The organism is Octadecabacter algicola, assembly GCF_021532625.1.
GTDB classification, from domain to species: Bacteria; Pseudomonadota; Alphaproteobacteria; order Rhodobacterales; family Rhodobacteraceae; genus Octadecabacter; species Octadecabacter algicola.
Genome location: NZ_JAKGAR010000002.1, coordinates 330,037 through 347,921, shown reverse-complemented (window position 1 = coordinate 347,921; position 17,885 = coordinate 330,037). Strand labels below are relative to the sequence as shown.

Sequence of the window (17,885 nt, the reverse complement as noted above, 5' to 3'; positions counted from 1 at the left end):
GTTATTGGCACGGGACCGACAGCAGAAGGAAGACTATGTTAATCCCGTCCGGCGCTTGCTGGTCGGTGTTTTGGTCCTGTTCCTTCTGGGCACGTTCCTGATCTGGCGCATCGACAACCCACGCGTTGAACGGTTTCGGATGATGGTGATTGACGCCGTGGTCCCCAGTTTCGATTGGGCCATGGCACCTGTGACTGGCATTGCAAATTTACTGTCAGACTTCCAATCCTATCAACGCCTTGCCCAGCAAAACGTCGATCTTCGCCGCGAGCTTCAGGACATGAAAAGCTGGCGCGAGGCTGCAATCCAGCTAGACCAAGAGAACGCGCGCCTCCGTGAGCTTATCAATGTCCAGCTTGATCCCCAGCTAACGCGGATTACAGGTGTTGTGATGGCGGATTCCGGATCGCCCTACCGGCAATCAGTCCTGCTGAACGTCGGATCCCGCGACGGTATCCTTGATGGCTGGCCTGCCATGGATGGGATTGGCCTCGTCGGGCGGATTTCCGGCGTTGGCGAACAAACTTCGCGCGTGATCCTTGTTACCGACACCTCAAGCCAGATTCCGGTTACGATCCAACCATCCGGACAGCGGGCAATTCTGTCAGGTGACAACACGATTAACCCACTTTTACAGTTCATCGAAGACACCGACCTCGTGAAACCGGGTGATCGCGTCGTAACATCTGGCGATGGCGGTGTTTTCCCTGCCGACTTGCCCGTTGGACAACTTGCGCGTGGGACTGATGGTCGTTTGCGCACACGATTGTCTGCAGATTTGGAACGTTTAGAATTCCTTCGTGTCTTGCGCAGCCAGCCTGCCGCCCGCATCGAAGAAGCCGGCTCACTTCTTGCGCCCCTTTTCGCGCCTGTTTCAACTGAGGATACAGAGGCGGACGACGGCTCAGGCGATGGTTCGGATGGCTGACAATACGCTCAACCGTCGCAAATGGATTGGTCGAATAACTTTCGCCTTTCTCGGCTTATTCCTCATCTTTTGCCAACTCATTCCGTTGGAAACAGTCCCACCCGGTTTAGGGGGAACGTCGCTTTGGCCAATCGAACAACGTGGCGCCACCCCATCTTCGCCGATAGAATTTGAAACCTTTGCTGATCCAAAACGTTGGATCACCCCAAGTTTCTTGTTGTTGCTCACTGTCACGTGGGTTTCGCGCCGCCCGTCTTTTGCTCCTGTTTTCGTTATCGCTGCGATCTTCTTTCTGGCGGACATGTTGTTTCAACGCCCGCCGGGGCTTTGGACGGCCTTGGTTATCATCCTTACAGAGATACTGCGGGGCCGAGCGCGCCACCTGCGTACGATGCCATTCTGGTTGGAATGGGCAACCGTCAGCACTGGAATTGCCGTAATCTCTGGCATCTATTGGTTCACATTATCGATGGTTTTGGTTTCCGATGCATCGTTAGGGTTGGGATTGCTACAATTGAGTCTTAATATACTGGCCTACCCGCTGGTTGTTTTTCTCTCCTACATCCTATTTGGCGTTAGCCGACCAGCTCCGGGTCAAGTGGACGAACTAGGACACAGGATATGAAACGCGGGCCCAAGGAAACCGAAGACAGCAACCGTCGCCTTTCGCGACGTGCGATGCTGCTTGGCACGGCGCAACTGGGGATCATTGGTATTTTGGGCGCCCGAATGGGGTCAATGCAGGTCGAACAAGCCGACACGTTTCGCATGCTTGCAGAAGAAAACCGTATCAACATCGGCCTAATCCCCCCAGCCCGCGGCCTAATCTATGATGTCAACGGGGTGGTAATTGCGGATAATGAGCAGCACTACACCGTTACGATGACCCGTGAAGGTGCAGGTGACGTCGATGAAATTCTTGCCCGCCTTGGACGACTGATCGCGCTAGACCCTGAGCGGCTCGAAAAGGCACGCGAAGAGCTCAAGGCACGGTCCCCGTTTGTGCCTGTCACGGTTGCCGAGCGGATGACATGGGAAGACGTCGCGCGCGTGACCGTCAACGCGCCCGCGTTGCCAGGTGTCGTAGCTGAATTGGGCCGCAGTCGTATCTACCCGCAGGGGGCTGATCTGGCTCATGTCGTCGGATATGTCGGCCCCGTTAGTGACTACGACCTGAGCCGCATCGAAGACCAAGACCCCCTATTACAAATTCCCCGTTTCCAGATCGGTAAGACGATGGTCGAAAACCGCCTTGAACAGGAATTGCGCGGATCGGCTGGCACGAAACGGGTCGAGGTCAACGCCGCTGGACGTGTTATGCGCGAACTCGATCGCGTCGAAGGCATTCCCGGAGCCGACATTCAGCTCACGGTCGACGCAAAGCTGCAAAACTACATGCAAGCACGGCTGGACGGTGATTCCGCAGCGGCGATCGTCATGGATGTCACGAACGGTGACATCAGGGGTATTGCATCGGCGCCAACGTATGACCCCAACGTCTTTGTCCAGGGGATTTCTACAACGCTCTGGAATGAACTTAACGAACGTGAGGTCGACCCCAAACTGCACCGCCGCCCTCTTGCGGCGAAAACCGTGCAGGGTACCTACCCTCCGGGATCTACCTTCAAGATGGTAACGGCGCTAGCCGCTTTGGAAGATGGCGTTGTAGAAGCAGAAGACACCGTGCGCTGCGTCGGCCACGCGGATGTATTTGATGTGCGTTTCCACTGCTGGAAACGGTCAGGTCATGGCAACATGAACCTGAACGAAAGCCTGAAACAGTCCTGCGACGTCTATTACTACGATATCGCCCAGCGTGTCGGCATAGATAAAATTGCGGCCATGGGCCGCAAGCTTGGCCTTGGCGAACGTCATGACCTACCTATGTCTGCGATTAGGTCCGGCATCATGCCGGACAAAGCATGGAAACGCGAAACCCGCGGCGAAGACTGGCGTGTTGGCGATACGGTGAACGCGTCAATCGGTCAGGGCTATGTGGCGACGTCGCCCCTACAATTGGCCGTGATGTCCGCACGTATCGCTACTGGGCGTGCTGTGTCCCCTCGTCTTGTTCGATCAATTGACGGTGTGGAACAACCCTCTGGCGCAGGCGAAAGCCTAGGCATCAATGAAAACAACCTGCGCCGCGTTCGCCGTGCGATGTATGACGTCTCGAACAATTCACGAGGCACCGCCTATCGCGCCCGAATTGCCGTCGAAGAATTTAAGATGGCCGGTAAGACCGGAACCAGCCAAGTTCGTGCCATTGCGCGGGATGAAAACGGTAACGTCATCACGCGAAACGCGGACCTTCCGTGGGAAGCACGCGACCACGCGCTTTATGTGGCCTTCGCACCTGCTGAAAACCCGAAATACGCAGTCGCAGTAGTTGTGGAACATGGCGGAGGCGGGTCCACCGCCGCAGCGCCAATCGCGCGTGATATCTTGCTTCAGGCCTTGTACGACGGCACCCCGCCATTGTCGGCTTATCCGTCTGCCGTTCGTGGCCAGGTAGCCGAACAGCAACGTCGGTTGGACAGCATGATCCGCGACATCCAACCCGGCCGCGACACGGAAGAAACCTGATGAGCTATCTTGAGTATCAGGTAAAATACGTCCCCTCTGGGTTCAGAAAGCTCTTACACCTGAACTGGCCTGTGGTCTTTTTGATCACAGCCGTGTCGGGCTTTGGCTTCTTGATGCTTTACTCGGTCGCAGGCGGATCAATGACACCTTGGGTGACGCCACAAGTACAGCGGTTTGGGCTTGGCATCGCAATCATGATTTCGATGGCCATTGTCCCGATCTGGTTCTGGCGCAATATGGCGGTGGTTGGCTATGCCGTCGCGCTGATCTTGCTCATTTTAGTTGATTTCATCGGGGTCGAACGCAACGGCTCCCAGCGGTGGCTTGACCTTAGGTTCATGGATTTTCAGCCCTCGGAGATGATGAAAATCACGCTGATCATGTTGCTGGCCGCTTATTATGACTGGTTACCCCTGAACAAAGTGAGCAAACCCGTCTGGATCTTTGTTCCATTGCTGTTCATCGCCGCCCCAGCTTACCTTGTGCTGAGCCAACCCGACCTTGGTACCACGATGCTTATGGTCGCTGGCGGGGGCGCGATCATGTTTCTTGCTGGTGTCCATTGGGCCTATTTTGCCACCGTGATCGCAGGGGTGTTTGGCTTGGTCGTTGCGGTTTTCCAATCGCGGGGAACTGGTTGGCAGGTGCTGAAAGACTACCAATACCGCCGCATCGATACGTTTTTGGACCCAACCCAAGACCCCTTGGGCGCGGGCTATCACATCACCCAAGCGAAGATCGCGCTCGGCTCTGGCGGTTGGACGGGGCGCGGGTTCATGCAAGGCACCCAAAGCCGCCTGAACTTTCTGCCGGAAAAACACACCGACTTTATCTTTACTACATTGGCTGAAGAATTTGGCTTTGTCGGGGCGTTCGGCCTGTTGATCCTTTATACGTTGATTATCATCTTCTGTGTGCAATCTGCTGTCACCAACAAGGATCGCTTTGCGTCTTTGATCACCATGGGCGTCGCCGTTACGTTCTTTCTGTTCTTCGCCGTCAACATGGCGATGGTCATGGGACTAGCACCGGTTGTGGGCGTGCCACTACCGCTGGTCAGCTATGGGGGGTCGGCGATGTTGGTGTTGATGGTGGCTTTTGGTCTTGTGCAATCCGCGCACGTGCATAAGCCACGATGATCAACGCGCTCTTCTCCGCAAACGACGCTGCTTGGCCTGACTATTCTGAGGCTTTGCCACCGGCGTTCAAGAAATTCGGCCTTAAGGTAGATCTTTCGCGCGACCATCCACCCGAAACAGTTGATTACATCATCGCCGCCCCCAATGGTCCTGTTCAAGACTTCGCACCTTTTACCCGTTGCAAAGCCGTGTTGAACCTTTGGGCGGGCGTCGAAGATATCGCCCCTAATCCAACATTGACCCAACCGCTGGCACGGATGGTCGACAAAGGCCTGACTGACGGTATGGTCGAATGGGTCGTTGCCCACACGATGCGCCACCACATGGGGCTTGATCACCATATCAACGGACAAGACGGCATCTGGCGTACCGACTATCCGCCCTTGGCCGCTGATCGCCCTGTTACGATCCTTGGCCTTGGTGAATTGGGGGTTGCTTGCGCCAAGGCTCTTCGAGACTTGGGTTTTCCTGTTTCAGGCTGGAGTCGATCTCAAAAAGCGGTCGACGGAGTCACCTGCCACTCTGGCGAAGACGGCTTTCACCGCGCGCTTACCGACGCAGAAATCTTAATCCTGTTGCTGCCGCTCACCGACGCCACAACGAATATTATCAACGCCGAAACACTTACTTTGCTGGCAAAGGGTGCCTTTGTCATCAATCCGGGCCGAGGGCCTCTGATTGATGATGACGCCTTAATCGCGGCTCTTGGAACGAACATAGCCCATGCCACATTGGACGTTTTCCGCACAGAACCTCTGCCCAAAAATCATGTGTTCTGGGCACACCCGCAGGTCACGGTGACGCCACATATTGCATCCACAACCCGCCCGAAGACGGCGGCCAATTGCATCGCAGAAAACATTCGCCGCGGCGAAGCTGGCGAGGCGTTCTTGCACCTCGTTGATCGCAGCCGCGGCTACTAACTAGTTCAACTTAGGCGGCTTGCTTGGGTCCATTCCTGGGTTTGCCCCAGGTTGGCTTGGCATCTGCGGAGTCGGCAAATCAAACCGCAAACCGACCTTTGCAACACGTTCGGACACCGGATCGCCACCTTCAAGATGCGCGACATCCAACATCCCCGCATCAATACCTGAAAACACCAGCGCTTCGTTCACCGCAGCCGTCAAAGCGGCCTCAGCGCCTTCGACCGTCCCGACAAACGCCAACATATGCCCACGCCCGCCACCGTCGTAGGTGACGCCGCAAAGATATGCCTCAACCGCCAACCCTGCGGCAGTGGCTAATTTCCGGTCCAACGCTTCAAGCAACGTTTCTGGTAAGCCTTTCGGCGCTGTTAGTTCTGTGATTTGCCCTTCAACTTCTTGGGCATCGCTGCCCAAGGTTTGCGCCAGCCAATCCACGGCCTCCGCTGGGATCAACATCGCTGACGGTGCAACGCCCATGTTCAACGCCATGCCAATGCGTTGGCCCTGCAACATCTGCGCCATACCGCGCCCAGACAAAGCCGCGTAAGGCGCGATGACCTTGCCGTAAAACTCTGACATGCGAGCTTCGCGGTCAAAAATCAAAACGAACGATTGGTCCTCAACCTCAAACAAGGCGGGCGTCACCTGATCGCCTTCGGCTTCGTCCTCTAGAAGCATGAACAGCTCTGTCTCGGACAGGCGTTCATAAAACCGCAACCGCGCGATGTCGTCTTCTTCATTCGCCGTCATCGCAGCATGTGCCTGATCAATGTCAGTTACGTCGATCTCTGTCTCGTTAGTCATTCAGAACCTCTTTTACGCGGGTGCGTAGGGCGGGCAAAACCTCGTCCCCGAACCACGCGTTTTTCTTCAACCATGCGGTATTGCGCCAAGACGGGTGTGGCAAGGCAAAGCTGTCGGGCGAATGATCGCGCCAAGCCTTCACAGTATCCGTAACACTCGTTTTTGCTCCCAAATGATAGCGATGCGCCGCTGCCCCGACCAAGACGCGCAACCGAACGTTAGGCAAACTCTCCATCACACGATCATGCCACGTCTCCCCGCATATCTTTGGCGGCGGCAAGTCAGATCCCTTCGCGTCATACCCTGGAAAACAGAACGCCATAGGAACAATGGCAACGCGGGTTAGGTCATAAAACGCGGCGTCATCAAGCCCCAACCAGTCCCGCAAACGATCACCAGACGGATCGGTGAACGGCTTGCCGCTGTTATAAACCTTCATCCCCGGCGCTTGGCCAGCGATCAAGATGCGCGCGCTTGGGGCAAACCACGCCACTGGACGCGGGTCGTGTTGCGTTTGTGTTGCCGCAAATCGCGCCTCGCAAATACGACATGCGCTAATGTCATCCCTAAGTCCCATGCGACAAATCTAAGTTAAAATCTGTCGAACACTAGTGACGTACACACAAATCGCCGCCTATTCCTTCACCTTGCAGTGAAACGCATTGAAAAAGGGACACCACACCCGACATAATATAGCCAGATTGTTCACTTATCGGAGACAATAGCAGGATAATCTGTCACGTAAGGCAGAGCAAAAAAGGTGTCTAAGGCACGAGATGTTAGAGTTCGTAAACGTCAGCAAGTCCTTTTGGACAGGAACGCAGCGCAAGGTAATCCTTGATCGTGCTTCTTTTCGCGTGGAACTTGGCAATTCTCTCGGCATTCTGGCGCCGAACGGCACGGGTAAGACGACCCTCATCAATATGATGGCAGGCCTCGAGAAGCCCGACGAAGGCGAAATTATTCGCACAAGTCGTATCTCATTCCCGCTGGGCTTTATGGGGGGTGTCGTTAACCGGCACAGCGCCCGTGAAAATAGTCGCTACATTGCCCGCCTTTACGGTCTTGATCCCGACTACGTCGAAGCGTTTTGCCGCTGGATGGCTGGCATCGAAGAATACTTCGACATGCCCGTCGGCACCTACTCGCAAGGTATGAAAGCGCGCTTCACCTTTGCATTGATGCTGTCGCTGGACTTTGACATCTACCTGATTGACGAAGGCATGCCTCAAACCACTGACGCGGAGTTCAACCGCAAAGCAGGGGAAGTCCTTAAGGAACGTTTGGCGACCACGACGGTCGTTATCGTCTCTCACCAAGCGGCAACGCTTGAAAAATTCGCCCGATCGGCGGCCGTTCTTGTGGATGGTCAGTTGGTTATGTTTGACACCTTGGAAGAAGCGAAACAGCTCTATGACTACGAAACCCAAGGCACAGAAATTCCGGATACGACGCAATTCCAGCACGGCTAGTGCGGCCGCAGCGACGTCTGATCCAGCGCCTCAACAGGACGCCCCGAGTTCTCCTCAGGGGCAGGCCTATTCTCAAGGTGCGGCCCAAGCCATGCCAGACCCGTCCGCAGTCTCCGGAACGGTTGAGTCTGCGCAATCTGTGGCATCAGAGACCGACATCGACGCGATCCGCCAAGAAGGTCTTACCGGGCGCCAGTTGCGCATGGCGCGGCGTGTTGCGCAAAAGAACGGGCTAGCGGTCACGTCGGACTTTGATGCTGTTCGCCAATTGCGCCAACAAGGTATTGATCCGTTCCAACGTGCAAATGTCCTAGAGCTTGTCGCCCCAAATGACGCGCAAACCCAAGCCGCGGCGGGGCATATGCAAGCCGCAACGGCCAAAGTTCCTGCGGATCAGGCAAAGGTTCAGCTACCGCAAACTGTCCAACGCCAAAAGAACCTGCCGTCGACGCAAGTCGGCCCCGGTGACAATCCAGCTGAGCGCCGTGCAGGGGAAATCCGCCGCATCCAACGAGACATCGCCAAACGCCGTCGCCGCAACCTTACCGCCCTACTGGGCCGGCTCGCGATGTTTGTGATCCTCCCGACGATTGCTGCGGGCTGGTATTTCTTTGTAATGGCGACGCCGATGTACGGCACAAAGTCCGAATTCGTCATCCAGCAAGCCGAAAGTTCAGGATCGTCGGGCTTGGGCGGGCTATTTCAAGGCACAGGCCTTGCGACACAAACTGACAGCACGACAGTTCAGTCCTACATCACCTCTCGTGAGGCGTTTATCCGCCTCGACGACGATCATGGCTTCATCGAGCATTTCTCAGATCCTGACATCGATGCCATCCAGCGGTTAGACGAAGACGCATCTCGTGAAGCCGCCTACGGGGTGTTCCAAGACCATGTACAAGTTGGATATGACCCAACCGAAGGCATCCTTAAGATGGAAGTCATCGCAGCGTCCCCTGACAAAAGTCAGGAATTCTCGGAAGCCCTGATCGGCTACGCCGAAGAACAGGTCGACCAACTGACACAACGCGTTCGGTCCGACCAAATGGAAGGCGCACAGGCAGAAGCAGCGCGCGCGGAAATTGATCGCCAAGCAGCGCTTGCTGCACTTGTTGAGGTACAGGAACGCATTCAGCAGCCCGATGCCACAGGTGCAACAGCAGCCTTGCAGCAACGGATCACGACCCTACAAATTGAACTCGACCAAGAACGGCTAAACCTTGCCAGCCTTCTCAACAACCGCCGCCCTAACGAGGCACAGGTCAACGCTGTGGAAACACAGATTACCTTGCTCGAAGGGCAAATCGACTTGCTACGCGGTCAACTGTCCAGCGGTGACGGCGGATCGATCGTGTCCAACAATGCGCTGCTGCGCCAAGCCGAGGAGAACTACCTCATCGCGGTGCAAAAAGTTCAATCCTCTCTTGCTTCACTTGATACCGCGCGCATCGAAGCAAACCGGCAAGTACGCTACATGTCGATCTCTGTGGCGCCAATCGCGCCGGACGAAGCGACCTACCCCAAATCATTCGAGAACACTTTGTTGGCCTTCCTGATCTTTTCAGGCATCTACCTGATGATCTCGCTCACAGCATCCATCCTTCGCGAACAGGTAAGCTCCTAATGCACGACGTTAAAATCGGGTCTGTCACGACCTCTAACGACCGCCCGTTGACGGTTATCGCAGGCCCCTGCCAGCTGGAATCATTGGATCATGCCCGCATGATTGCCACCGAAATGGCCCGCGTCTGCGATTCCTACGGTGCACAGTTTGTGTTCAAGGGCAGCTATGACAAAGCCAACCGCACGTCGCTTTCAGGTAAGCGCGGGCTTGGCATGGATGAAGGGCTGGCTATCCACGCCGCAATCAAAGCCGAGTTCGGCTGCCCTGTCTTGACCGACATCCACACGCCCGAACAATGCGCCCCTGTGGCTGAAGTCTGCGATGTGATCCAGATTCCGGCGTTCCTATGTCGTCAAACGGATCTGCTGCTTGCGGCGGGTGAATCCGGCGCTGCTGTGAACATCAAGAAAGGCCAGTTCTTGGCCCCATGGGACATGGCAAACGTTGTCGCCAAAGTCGAAAGCACAGGCAACAAACGTATCATGCTCACCGAACGCGGCGTGTCATTTGGATATAACGCACTGGTGGCGGACATGCGGTCCCTCCCCGAAATGATGAAAACAGGATACCCGGTCGTCATGGATGCAACCCACGCCGTTGCCCAACCCGGTGGACTGGGTGGATCATCTGGCGGCCAACGTGAATTCGCTCCCGTTTTGGCGCGCGCAGCCGTGGCCCAAGGTATTGGCGCAGTTTTCTTAGAAACCCATGAAGACCCAGACAACGCCCCATCAGACGGCCCAAATATGATCGTGCTGTCTCACATGGACGCGACGCTGAAAACGCTGATGGCACTGGATGCTGTCGCCAAAGCCGATCCAATCCGTCTCTAACGGCCCCTGCCGCACTGGTCAGTCACATTTAATCTGCATAAGATCGCCCCAACTCATTTCAAACGGCGATCTATTATGACCTTTTTGCGTACCCTCGCTCTACTGCTATGTCTTCTTCCTGCCGTGCCCAGCATGGCCCAAGAAGAACCGACAGGCACCATCACCACGGATCAAACCGGCCAACTTGATGCAGATATTGCAGTGCGCATTCGTGAAATATTGGGCGAGCTCGGCAATTACGAGGACATCACGGTCACCGTTTCTGACGGCGTCGTTACCCTGCGCGGCACAACCAATTCCCTCATGGAAGCACAAGAACTCGACGCTCTCGTGACCCGCGTAGAAGGCGTTGTTGCCATAAAGAACGAAGCGACTGAAACGACCGACATTCGCCGCCGCCTTGATCCAGCAATCGAGCGCTTCATGGGCCGCTTAGAACAGCTGATGATTCAGCTACCCTTGGCCCTGATCGCTTTGGCCGTTTTCTTGCTCATCATGTGGATAGGCTCGGCCGTCGCGCGCTTGAAACAACCATGGGATCGCTTGGCGCCGAACGCCTTTATCGCCGACCTGTTCCGCACAATAATTCGCATCGCCTTCATCATCGGGGGCATAGTAATCGCGCTCGACATAATGAATGCGACAGCATTGCTCTCAACAATCCTCGGTGCTGCCGGTCTGATCGGTTTGGCCATTGGTTTTGCGGTCCGCGACACGGTAGAAAACTTCATCGCCTCCGTCATGTTGTCGATCCGCCAACCGTTCCGCCCGAACGATGTCGTCGAAATCAACGGAGACCAAGGCAAAGTCATCCGTCTGACCAGCCGCGCCACGATCCTGCTGAGTTTTGATGGCAATCACATCCGAATCCCCAATGCGACCGTGTTCAAATCTCGTATCATTAATTTTAGCCAAAACAGGGAACGCCGGTTTATGTTTACGGTTGGCGTAGACAGCGCCACGGACCTTGGCGCAGCACGTGAAATGGCGCTCGAAACGACGCAGGATCTGCCATTTGTCCTCGCTGAACCGGCGGCCAATGCATGGCTTGGTGATATCACCGACGCAGGCATTGAAATCGTTGTAGTCGGCTGGATCGATCAATCAGAAACGTCACTTGCGCTCGCCCGTGGTGAGGCACTCCGCCTTGTAAAACGAGCATTTGAGGCCGCTGGTATCACTTTGCCAAACACAACCTACACAATTCAAATGGAGAGAACCGCGGCCTCGTCAGCAGCCAATACCGTCCCAGAGCCCCCTAAAGACAGCGCCGAAGTTGCTGTCGTTGCCGCCGATGCCGAAGGCGCGTTAGATAGAATGATCGACGCCGAACGCGAGATAGGAGACGGCGAAGACCTGCTTCGAGACGACGCCGCAAAGGAATAACAAAATAGCCTCTTTTCAGGGTTGATCCCTCGTCAGGATTTGCGTATCACGCACCTCGCTGATGGGGTGTAGCCAAGTGGTAAGGCAACGCTTTTTGGTAGCGTGCACCGTAGGTTCGAATCCTACCACCCCAGCCAGCTTTCTTCTAACTCATTGATTTAATTGAGACGCGATGCGCGTTTTGGGGATTGATTCCCAGCTGCATCTCGTAGGTGCATCTCGTCTATGCATCTCGCTCGGTTTGCGAACAAGAATTTCGACACCTTCGAATCCGAGGGGAAGTTGAAATGACCGGCCTAAATTATGTAACCCGCCGTGGTGCGATCTACGTCTGGCGCAGACGCCTGCCCGCTTGGGTTTCTCAGACGTCTTACCTGCAGATCAGCCTCCGGACTCCAAAGTTTTCCACAGCCAAGATTCTGGCAAACCTTGTAAACGCCGGGTTCGCGACCTGTATAAGCCGCATGAAGAGCCAGCGGATCACTCAAGCTGAGGCCCAGCGCTTCTTGTCTGATTTGGTCGTGCGTGAGCTCGAGAAAATCGAAGAAGAACGCTACTATGAGCCAGATGCCTCATCGCCAGAAGATTGGCGGCAGCGATATCTCGATGAAAGAGGTCGCGCTGTTGCCGCGCGTCTCGTGGCCGCCAGAGGAGTCGCTGCCGATCTCTTTCCCGACGACATCGCTGAGCTAGAAAAGGACGGGTTTTCAAGCTGTGACATAGACCATGTCCGGGCACAGATCGCGATTACCAAGAGCGAGATCGCGTCTCAAACCTACATCGACGAAAGCCGGACAATGGCTACCACTGCCTTGCGGCTTCCTGATTGCGACACCTTCGCTTTGCGCAAAGTAGGTTCGTTACGTTTATTGGCAGAGGCAGAAGCCCTGGAGCGGTCTGACCGCCGGACAGCGGACGCCCTAGCCCCAAGTTGGGGAATCGCCCAAGTGGAAAGGCTCGATCCTCAAGCCGCACCGGAACGCCCGCCGGAAAAAGATAACAAACGGTACAGTGAAGTCCTGACCTCGATCGTGTCCGACTACATCGACAGCCGAGACCGCGCCGTGGATGACCCCGCCGAACAAAAGAAGATTGCTAAAGATGTCTCGCAGCACCGCGCTATCCTGGCTCAGTTTGTTGAAGCAACACAGGTCGAAAAGCTAACTGATCTGCGCCAAGAAGATTTGTTTTACTATGTCAGCGTTTTGGAGCGACTGCCCAAGATCTATCGCAAAAGCCCAGAAGACCAAGCCCGGACATTGGAAGAGATCCTGGAGCGTGCTGAGGAGCTTCCTGCGGATAAAGTCGGTCTTGCGCCTTCAACGATCAACCGGAACGTGACAGCGCTTCAGGGCTTTCTGAAATTCGCAAAGTCGCGTGGGACTAAGCCAGCGGAAGTCTTGGACCTATCGTGTTTGCGCAAGCCCTGTGACGACGATGAACGAAGCGCACGGCTGGCATTCTCAGAAAACGACATGGCGGATATCGCTCAGCATCCTGTCTGGACTGGCTGTCGAAGCTCTACGCGCCGCAATGAAACGGGGGCTTTGATCATTGAGGACGGTCTCTTTTGGGCTCCGATTGTCGCCAGCGTTACAGGGACGCGACGCGAGGAGATCATGGGAATTACTTTGGATGAGATCGACCTCACGCATAAACACCCGCACCTCCACATTCGGAAGAACCACAATCGGCGCCTCAAGAATGCAGCATCCGAGCGATTGGTGCCATTACACGACGCTTTGGAAGAGTTAGGTTTTCATGATTACGTTGCTGACCTGAAAGCGCTTGGTGAGACTGACCTTTTCCCAGAGCTAAAGCCGCAGAATGAGCATGGCAGTTTTGGCGACGTTTTCTACGGGAAATGGAAGCCGATCACAGAGAACCAGCTTGGCGACCGTGCGCAACGCCGGACATTCCACAGCTTCCGGCATCGTTTCATCTCGGTATTGCGCCACGACACGGATGTGCCGAAAGAACTGGTTCAAGATTTGGTTGGTCATAAACACCAAGATGAAACAGATGGCCGGTATCGCAAGATGATCGATTTCCGAGATCAAATCCTCGAAAAGCTGGCGCCTGTCGTGAACCAAGTACCAGCCGACGCTTGGTTGAATGCGATGAAGTAGAATCCGCCCATTCAGGGGCAGCATGGGTTTCCAAAGGGGCGCAGCAGCCCTTGTCTTGTGGGTTTCCAAAGGGAGCAACGCGTCCCTTTGGTGGGGATTTGAAAGGGGCAACGTCCCTTCACCGGATCGGGATAACGAAGTTATGCCGAGTAGGTTATGTGATCAGGTCGGCTTCCATTAAGTATATGACAAACATAATTTATTTAGGAAAGGTTTTGAACTTTCATGAAGGGCGCGGATGCTTGTCCCATGACAAATACAAAACCCAAGACCCGCCCAGACGCCAAAGACTCCAACCCGAATGCGGTCTCCGTCCGCATTGAGCCTAAGCCGATGTCGAAGGCCAAGTTCCAGCGTCGGCATGATTTTCGGATCGGGGCGCAACCTGCCTATGTGGATGGTGACCGCACACATCTGAACCGGCATCTTATAGAGCTTCGCCCATTACCGGACATTCAACGCGAGAATGAGGCTTTGAGGTTGAAAGCGGGTCGTTCTCGTAAGATGAAATCCAACGCAGCTGTCGTTAGCGCGGGGATCATTACGTTCGGCCACGCCGCACAGGATGTGTTCAATCAATTGCCGGACGAAACCCAAGATCGCGCGTTCACGGAACTGGCTCATGAGGTTGCAGCACTCTTGAACACATCGCTGGAAGCGCTCGTCGTGCATCTCGATGAAACCTCAACGCACGCCCACTTCACGCTGAGGGCTTACAACAACGACGGCGCCCCCCTCAGCGATGCAACGAAGCTAAGTGACCTGTCCAAGATCCAGGATCTAGCGGCTGAAGTGATGCAGCGCTACGCGCCTGAGATTGAACGCGGACACAAAAAGAAAGAACGGCTAAAGGCAGGGGCAAATTACCCGGACACGCTTCACCGGACAGTGAAGCAGTTGCATGAGGATTTACCCAAAGAAAAAGCCACGCTGGAGGCAGAGATCGAGGCATTGTCTCAAGAGCTCATTGAAAGGAAGGCATCGGTTGAGACGACAGAACGGCACCTGAAGAAGGTCGAAGAAAAAGCGGAACTGACGGAAAAAGAAATCAAACTGAAAATAAACTACAGCCGTCGACTTGAAAAGAAACAGGCCGCAGTGGTGAAGGAAACGGAGCAATTGGAGCTTCGAAAAACCCAGCTTGCGGCCATCATGGAACAGGAACAATTGGCCTTAGAGGTTGAGAAACAAGCAGTGAGGGCGGCACGGAAACAGGCGCAGGAACAAACGGCAGCCGCGCGACGCGCTAAAGAGTCCTATAAAGCTGGTATTAGTGCCTTCGAAGCTGTCTTAACTGAGGCTGAGAACGAAACGCTGAAATTTGATCCCGATACCGGACAAATAACGATGCAGGATCTGAAACCGATGAAAGCTGCGCCACCCAAACTCCGGACACAGATCGTGAAACTCGCCAAACGCCTCGCGTTTATTGAAAGCAACCTCTTTGCACGGGTCTTCCGATTGGACGAACAAATCAGCAGAGTCCGAGCATTTCTGACGCGGACCGATATTGATCCGGAGACGAAGAAAGTCGCGCAGAACATCGTCAGCGAGATCGAAGGTGATGAACCCAGCCTAAGATAGAAAACGACCAAGCCCTACTGAGGGGGCTTGAAACGAAGCCACTGAGGGCGGATATAGAGCTAATGACGTTGATACACACACCAAAGATTATCGCAGCACCGAAGCTGTAAACCAGGCTGATCGGCCTGGCCGATCAACGTGTGTCCTATCAAGCATCCCCAGATCTGTTGTGCCGATGACGCCATAAATGATGGCCCCCAATAGGCATGGACTGATGACACTTTACCTTGAGACCTTCACCGAACTTCTTCCCAAACACCCCAACCTTGAAGACGTGAAAGCCGACTTTCTGCAGAAAGCGGAAGCCGTTGGCATGACCGAATTCCTCCGTGAGAACTCAGTTTCCCAAAAGACAGTTGAGCACCGCGTCAAAGAAGAGATCAGCAACTTCATGACCGCGAACGTGGCTGAGATCATCGAGCAACGTGGTCTGATCGATCATGACCAGATCGAACTCCTTGGCTTCACGCATGAGAATCCGGACGAGGACTTTATCGCGGCTGTAAGAGACGCCGTGCAAGTTAGCTTTGTTTATGAAGCGGCGCGAGAGAGCCACCGAATGAAAGCGGGACTACATGACCGCGCCCTGAAAAATGCTGGGCCGAAGGACGAGGTGCAAAAGCTCGTGCAAGAGCTCGCGACCGCCCATCCGGTCTTAGTGGGGCCATCAACGCTGCACGCCGTTGATGAAATGATCGCCGAATTACATGCCTCTGCGCCATGGATGTCTGATGTCTCAACATGGGCCTACAAAGCTTTGCGCGCGCGCTACAATACCGGACAAACATGGCTCGCTCTGCCGCCCGTGATCCTCATCGGCCCGCCTGGTTGCGGGAAGTCGACCTATGCGCGCAAGCTCGCCGCCTTGTCCGGCGCGCCAGTCAGGACGGTTGATGTGGGCAGCTCGAACGCAAGCTTTACAGTTGCCGGATGTGACGCGACATGGAGCAAAGCGCAGGCGGGAATTCCACTACAGGAGATCGCTAATACAGGCATCGCCAACCCTGTCATGATTGTCGACGAGATCGAGAAAGCAGGCACCATGACCGCCAGTGGAGGGTCGCGCGTTTCGCTGCCCGACGCACTGCTGGGCTTGCTCGAACCGACATCATCGACAGCTTGGGGCTGCCCCTTCACGCGCCGGACATATAATATGAGCCAGATCAGCTGGATTATGACGGCAAATGAGCGATTAGGCATTCCAGCGCCACTGCTTGATCGCTGCCGCGTGTTCAAAATCGGGTATCCAGAAGGGAATGATCTGGTTGACCTGATCCGCAAACTCTCCGCTGGGCGGGTCTTTGACGAGGTTTCAAACTGTCTGATCACACGTGTGGTAACTGCCGCATCAAAAGGTAATCCACCCTCGCTACGTCGCATTCAACAGCTCATCGATGAAGCTGCCGCAGTGACACAAGAACCGGTGCTGCATTGAGCTGATACAACGGCGGAAAGTGAAAATGGATCTTCGTGAGCAACTGCTGACCCCCGTTCGCCTAAGTCCGGTCAGAAATACGCTATTTAATTGCATTCCTTAGTAGACATGGGCGGGAAGCGGACCTTCGCTGCAGATGCGAGTTGAAATTGGATCAGCGACAAAAGCCGAAATTCAGATTATTATGGATCGATGGTTCTTGCGGAAATGCGAAATGTAACAGAGTGCCTAGTTTGACGCATTCATCGCAGGTTGCAGTTTCAGTGCTTACTCATCAAGCGTAATTATTGACTACACCAAGTACTGTGCATCTACGCACGCTGAATGTGGAAATCGAACAAATTGCGCAAGAGTGTTCAGCTTGTCATACAATTACAAGATTTTAACCCGCAACCTTTGAGAAAAGAGATCCACATGAAAAACGTCCTTTTGACATCAGCTTTGGGTGTTGCCCTCGCGACTGCCGCACAGGCCGAACCTGTCACCTATATGCTCGATGCCTCTCACAGCCAGATCGTCTTTAGCTATGATCATTTGGGCTACTCCAAAACAACTGGTATGTTCTCTGGGTTCGAGGGCACGATTGAAATGAATGCGGACGACCCCGCGGCGTCCAGCGTGTCCGTCTCCTTCCCGGCATCCAGCTTGATCACAGGTTGGCCCGCACGCGAAGCGCATTTCATGTCCGAGGACTTCTTTGGGTCCGAGGCAAACCCGCTGGTGACATTCACATCGACATCCATCGAAGTGACTGGCGAGACCACAGGCCTTATCACGGGTGATTTGACCATGAACGGCATCACGAAATCCGTCGTGCTTGATGCAACGTTGAACCAGATAGGCGATCACCCGATGGCTGCCCTACCATGGGCTGGTTTTGATGCCACAACAACGCTACTGCGGTCCGATTTCGATATGGGGCAGTTCGCGCCATTCGTCGGCGATGAAATCGCGATCAACATCTCAATCGAAGCAATGGTTCCTGCCGAATAGGCCCGAACAACCGCGCTGAAAAGAAAGGCCGGCCGATACATCGGGC

General features: G+C 54.8%; 15 protein-coding genes and 1 tRNA gene. 14 read left to right on the top strand and 2 right to left on the bottom strand.

Annotated features, from left to right (window positions below):
• Positions 1-4 precede the first annotated feature (4 nt).
• From mreC to L0666_RS08465, 5 genes are read left to right on the top strand one after another with little or no spacing between them, the layout of a single operon-like run.
• Positions 5-928 (top strand): rod shape-determining protein MreC, encoded by a 924-nt coding sequence (gene mreC, locus L0666_RS08485; RefSeq protein WP_235260354.1) that lies wholly within the window; start codon positions 5-7, stop codon positions 926-928.
• A complete protein-coding gene (locus tag L0666_RS08480; protein WP_235260353.1) occupies positions 921-1,553 on the top strand; it encodes a hypothetical protein in 633 nt (210 codons plus the stop codon). Before mreC ends, L0666_RS08480 begins: the two co-directional genes overlap by 8 nt.
• Positions 1,550-3,514, top strand: a complete 1,965-nt coding sequence (gene mrdA, locus L0666_RS08475) for a penicillin-binding protein 2 (protein WP_235260352.1) — start codon at positions 1,550-1,552, stop codon at positions 3,512-3,514. The genes L0666_RS08480 and mrdA overlap by 4 nt, the downstream gene beginning before the upstream one ends.
• Positions 3,514-4,653: a rod shape-determining protein RodA gene (gene rodA, locus L0666_RS08470; RefSeq protein WP_235260345.1), complete on the top strand. Its 1,140-nt coding sequence runs from the start codon at positions 3,514-3,516 to the stop codon at positions 4,651-4,653. Before mrdA ends, rodA begins: the two co-directional genes overlap by 1 nt.
• Positions 4,650-5,576, top strand: a complete 927-nt coding sequence (locus L0666_RS08465; RefSeq protein ID WP_235260341.1) for a 2-hydroxyacid dehydrogenase — start codon at positions 4,650-4,652, stop codon at positions 5,574-5,576. Before rodA ends, L0666_RS08465 begins: the two co-directional genes overlap by 4 nt.
• Here L0666_RS08465 and L0666_RS08460 read toward each other — a convergent pair whose 3' ends face one another.
• A complete protein-coding gene (locus L0666_RS08460) occupies positions 5,577-6,383 on the bottom strand; it encodes an SseB family protein (protein WP_235260339.1) in 807 nt (268 codons plus the stop codon).
• On the bottom strand, positions 6,376-6,960 hold the full coding sequence (locus L0666_RS08455; protein WP_235260337.1) for a uracil-DNA glycosylase family protein: 585 nt from the start codon (positions 6,958-6,960) through the stop codon (positions 6,376-6,378). The genes L0666_RS08460 and L0666_RS08455 overlap by 8 nt, the downstream gene beginning before the upstream one ends.
• 199 nt (positions 6,961-7,159) lie before the next feature.
• Here L0666_RS08455 and L0666_RS08450 point away from each other — a divergent pair, with 199 nt between their 5' ends.
• The 9 genes from L0666_RS08450 (at position 7,160) to L0666_RS08410 (ending at position 17,839) form a co-directional block, all read left to right on the top strand.
• A complete protein-coding gene (locus L0666_RS08450; RefSeq protein ID WP_235260336.1) occupies positions 7,160-7,855 on the top strand; it encodes an ABC transporter ATP-binding protein in 696 nt (231 codons plus the stop codon).
• Positions 7,797-9,479, top strand: coding sequence for a KpsE/RkpR family capsule polysaccharide export protein (locus L0666_RS08445; RefSeq protein ID WP_235260333.1), 1,683 nt, complete (start codon positions 7,797-7,799; stop codon positions 9,477-9,479). Before L0666_RS08450 ends, L0666_RS08445 begins: the two co-directional genes overlap by 59 nt.
• Positions 9,479-10,312, top strand: coding sequence for a 3-deoxy-8-phosphooctulonate synthase (kdsA, locus tag L0666_RS08440; RefSeq protein ID WP_235260332.1), 834 nt, complete (start codon positions 9,479-9,481; stop codon positions 10,310-10,312). Before L0666_RS08445 ends, kdsA begins: the two co-directional genes overlap by 1 nt.
• 75 nt (positions 10,313-10,387) lie before the next feature.
• On the top strand, positions 10,388-11,698 hold the full coding sequence (locus L0666_RS08435) for a mechanosensitive ion channel family protein (protein WP_235260331.1): 1,311 nt from the start codon (positions 10,388-10,390) through the stop codon (positions 11,696-11,698).
• A 62-nt stretch (positions 11,699-11,760) separates the two neighbouring features.
• Positions 11,761-11,835, top strand: a tRNA-Gln gene (locus L0666_RS08430).
• A 150-nt stretch (positions 11,836-11,985) separates the two neighbouring features.
• On the top strand, positions 11,986-13,827 hold the full coding sequence (locus L0666_RS08425) for a tyrosine-type recombinase/integrase (protein ID WP_235260326.1): 1,842 nt from the start codon (positions 11,986-11,988) through the stop codon (positions 13,825-13,827).
• Between the two features lie 393 nt (positions 13,828-14,220).
• Positions 14,221-15,411 (top strand): plasmid recombination protein, encoded by a 1,191-nt coding sequence (locus L0666_RS08420; protein ID WP_235260324.1) that lies wholly within the window; start codon positions 14,221-14,223, stop codon positions 15,409-15,411.
• A 214-nt stretch (positions 15,412-15,625) separates the two neighbouring features.
• Positions 15,626-16,846, top strand: a complete 1,221-nt coding sequence (locus tag L0666_RS08415) for an AAA family ATPase (protein WP_235260321.1) — start codon at positions 15,626-15,628, stop codon at positions 16,844-16,846.
• A 414-nt stretch (positions 16,847-17,260) separates the two neighbouring features.
• A complete protein-coding gene (locus L0666_RS08410) occupies positions 17,261-17,839 on the top strand; it encodes a YceI family protein (RefSeq protein ID WP_235260316.1) in 579 nt (192 codons plus the stop codon).
• Positions 17,840-17,885: the final 46 nt, after the last annotated feature.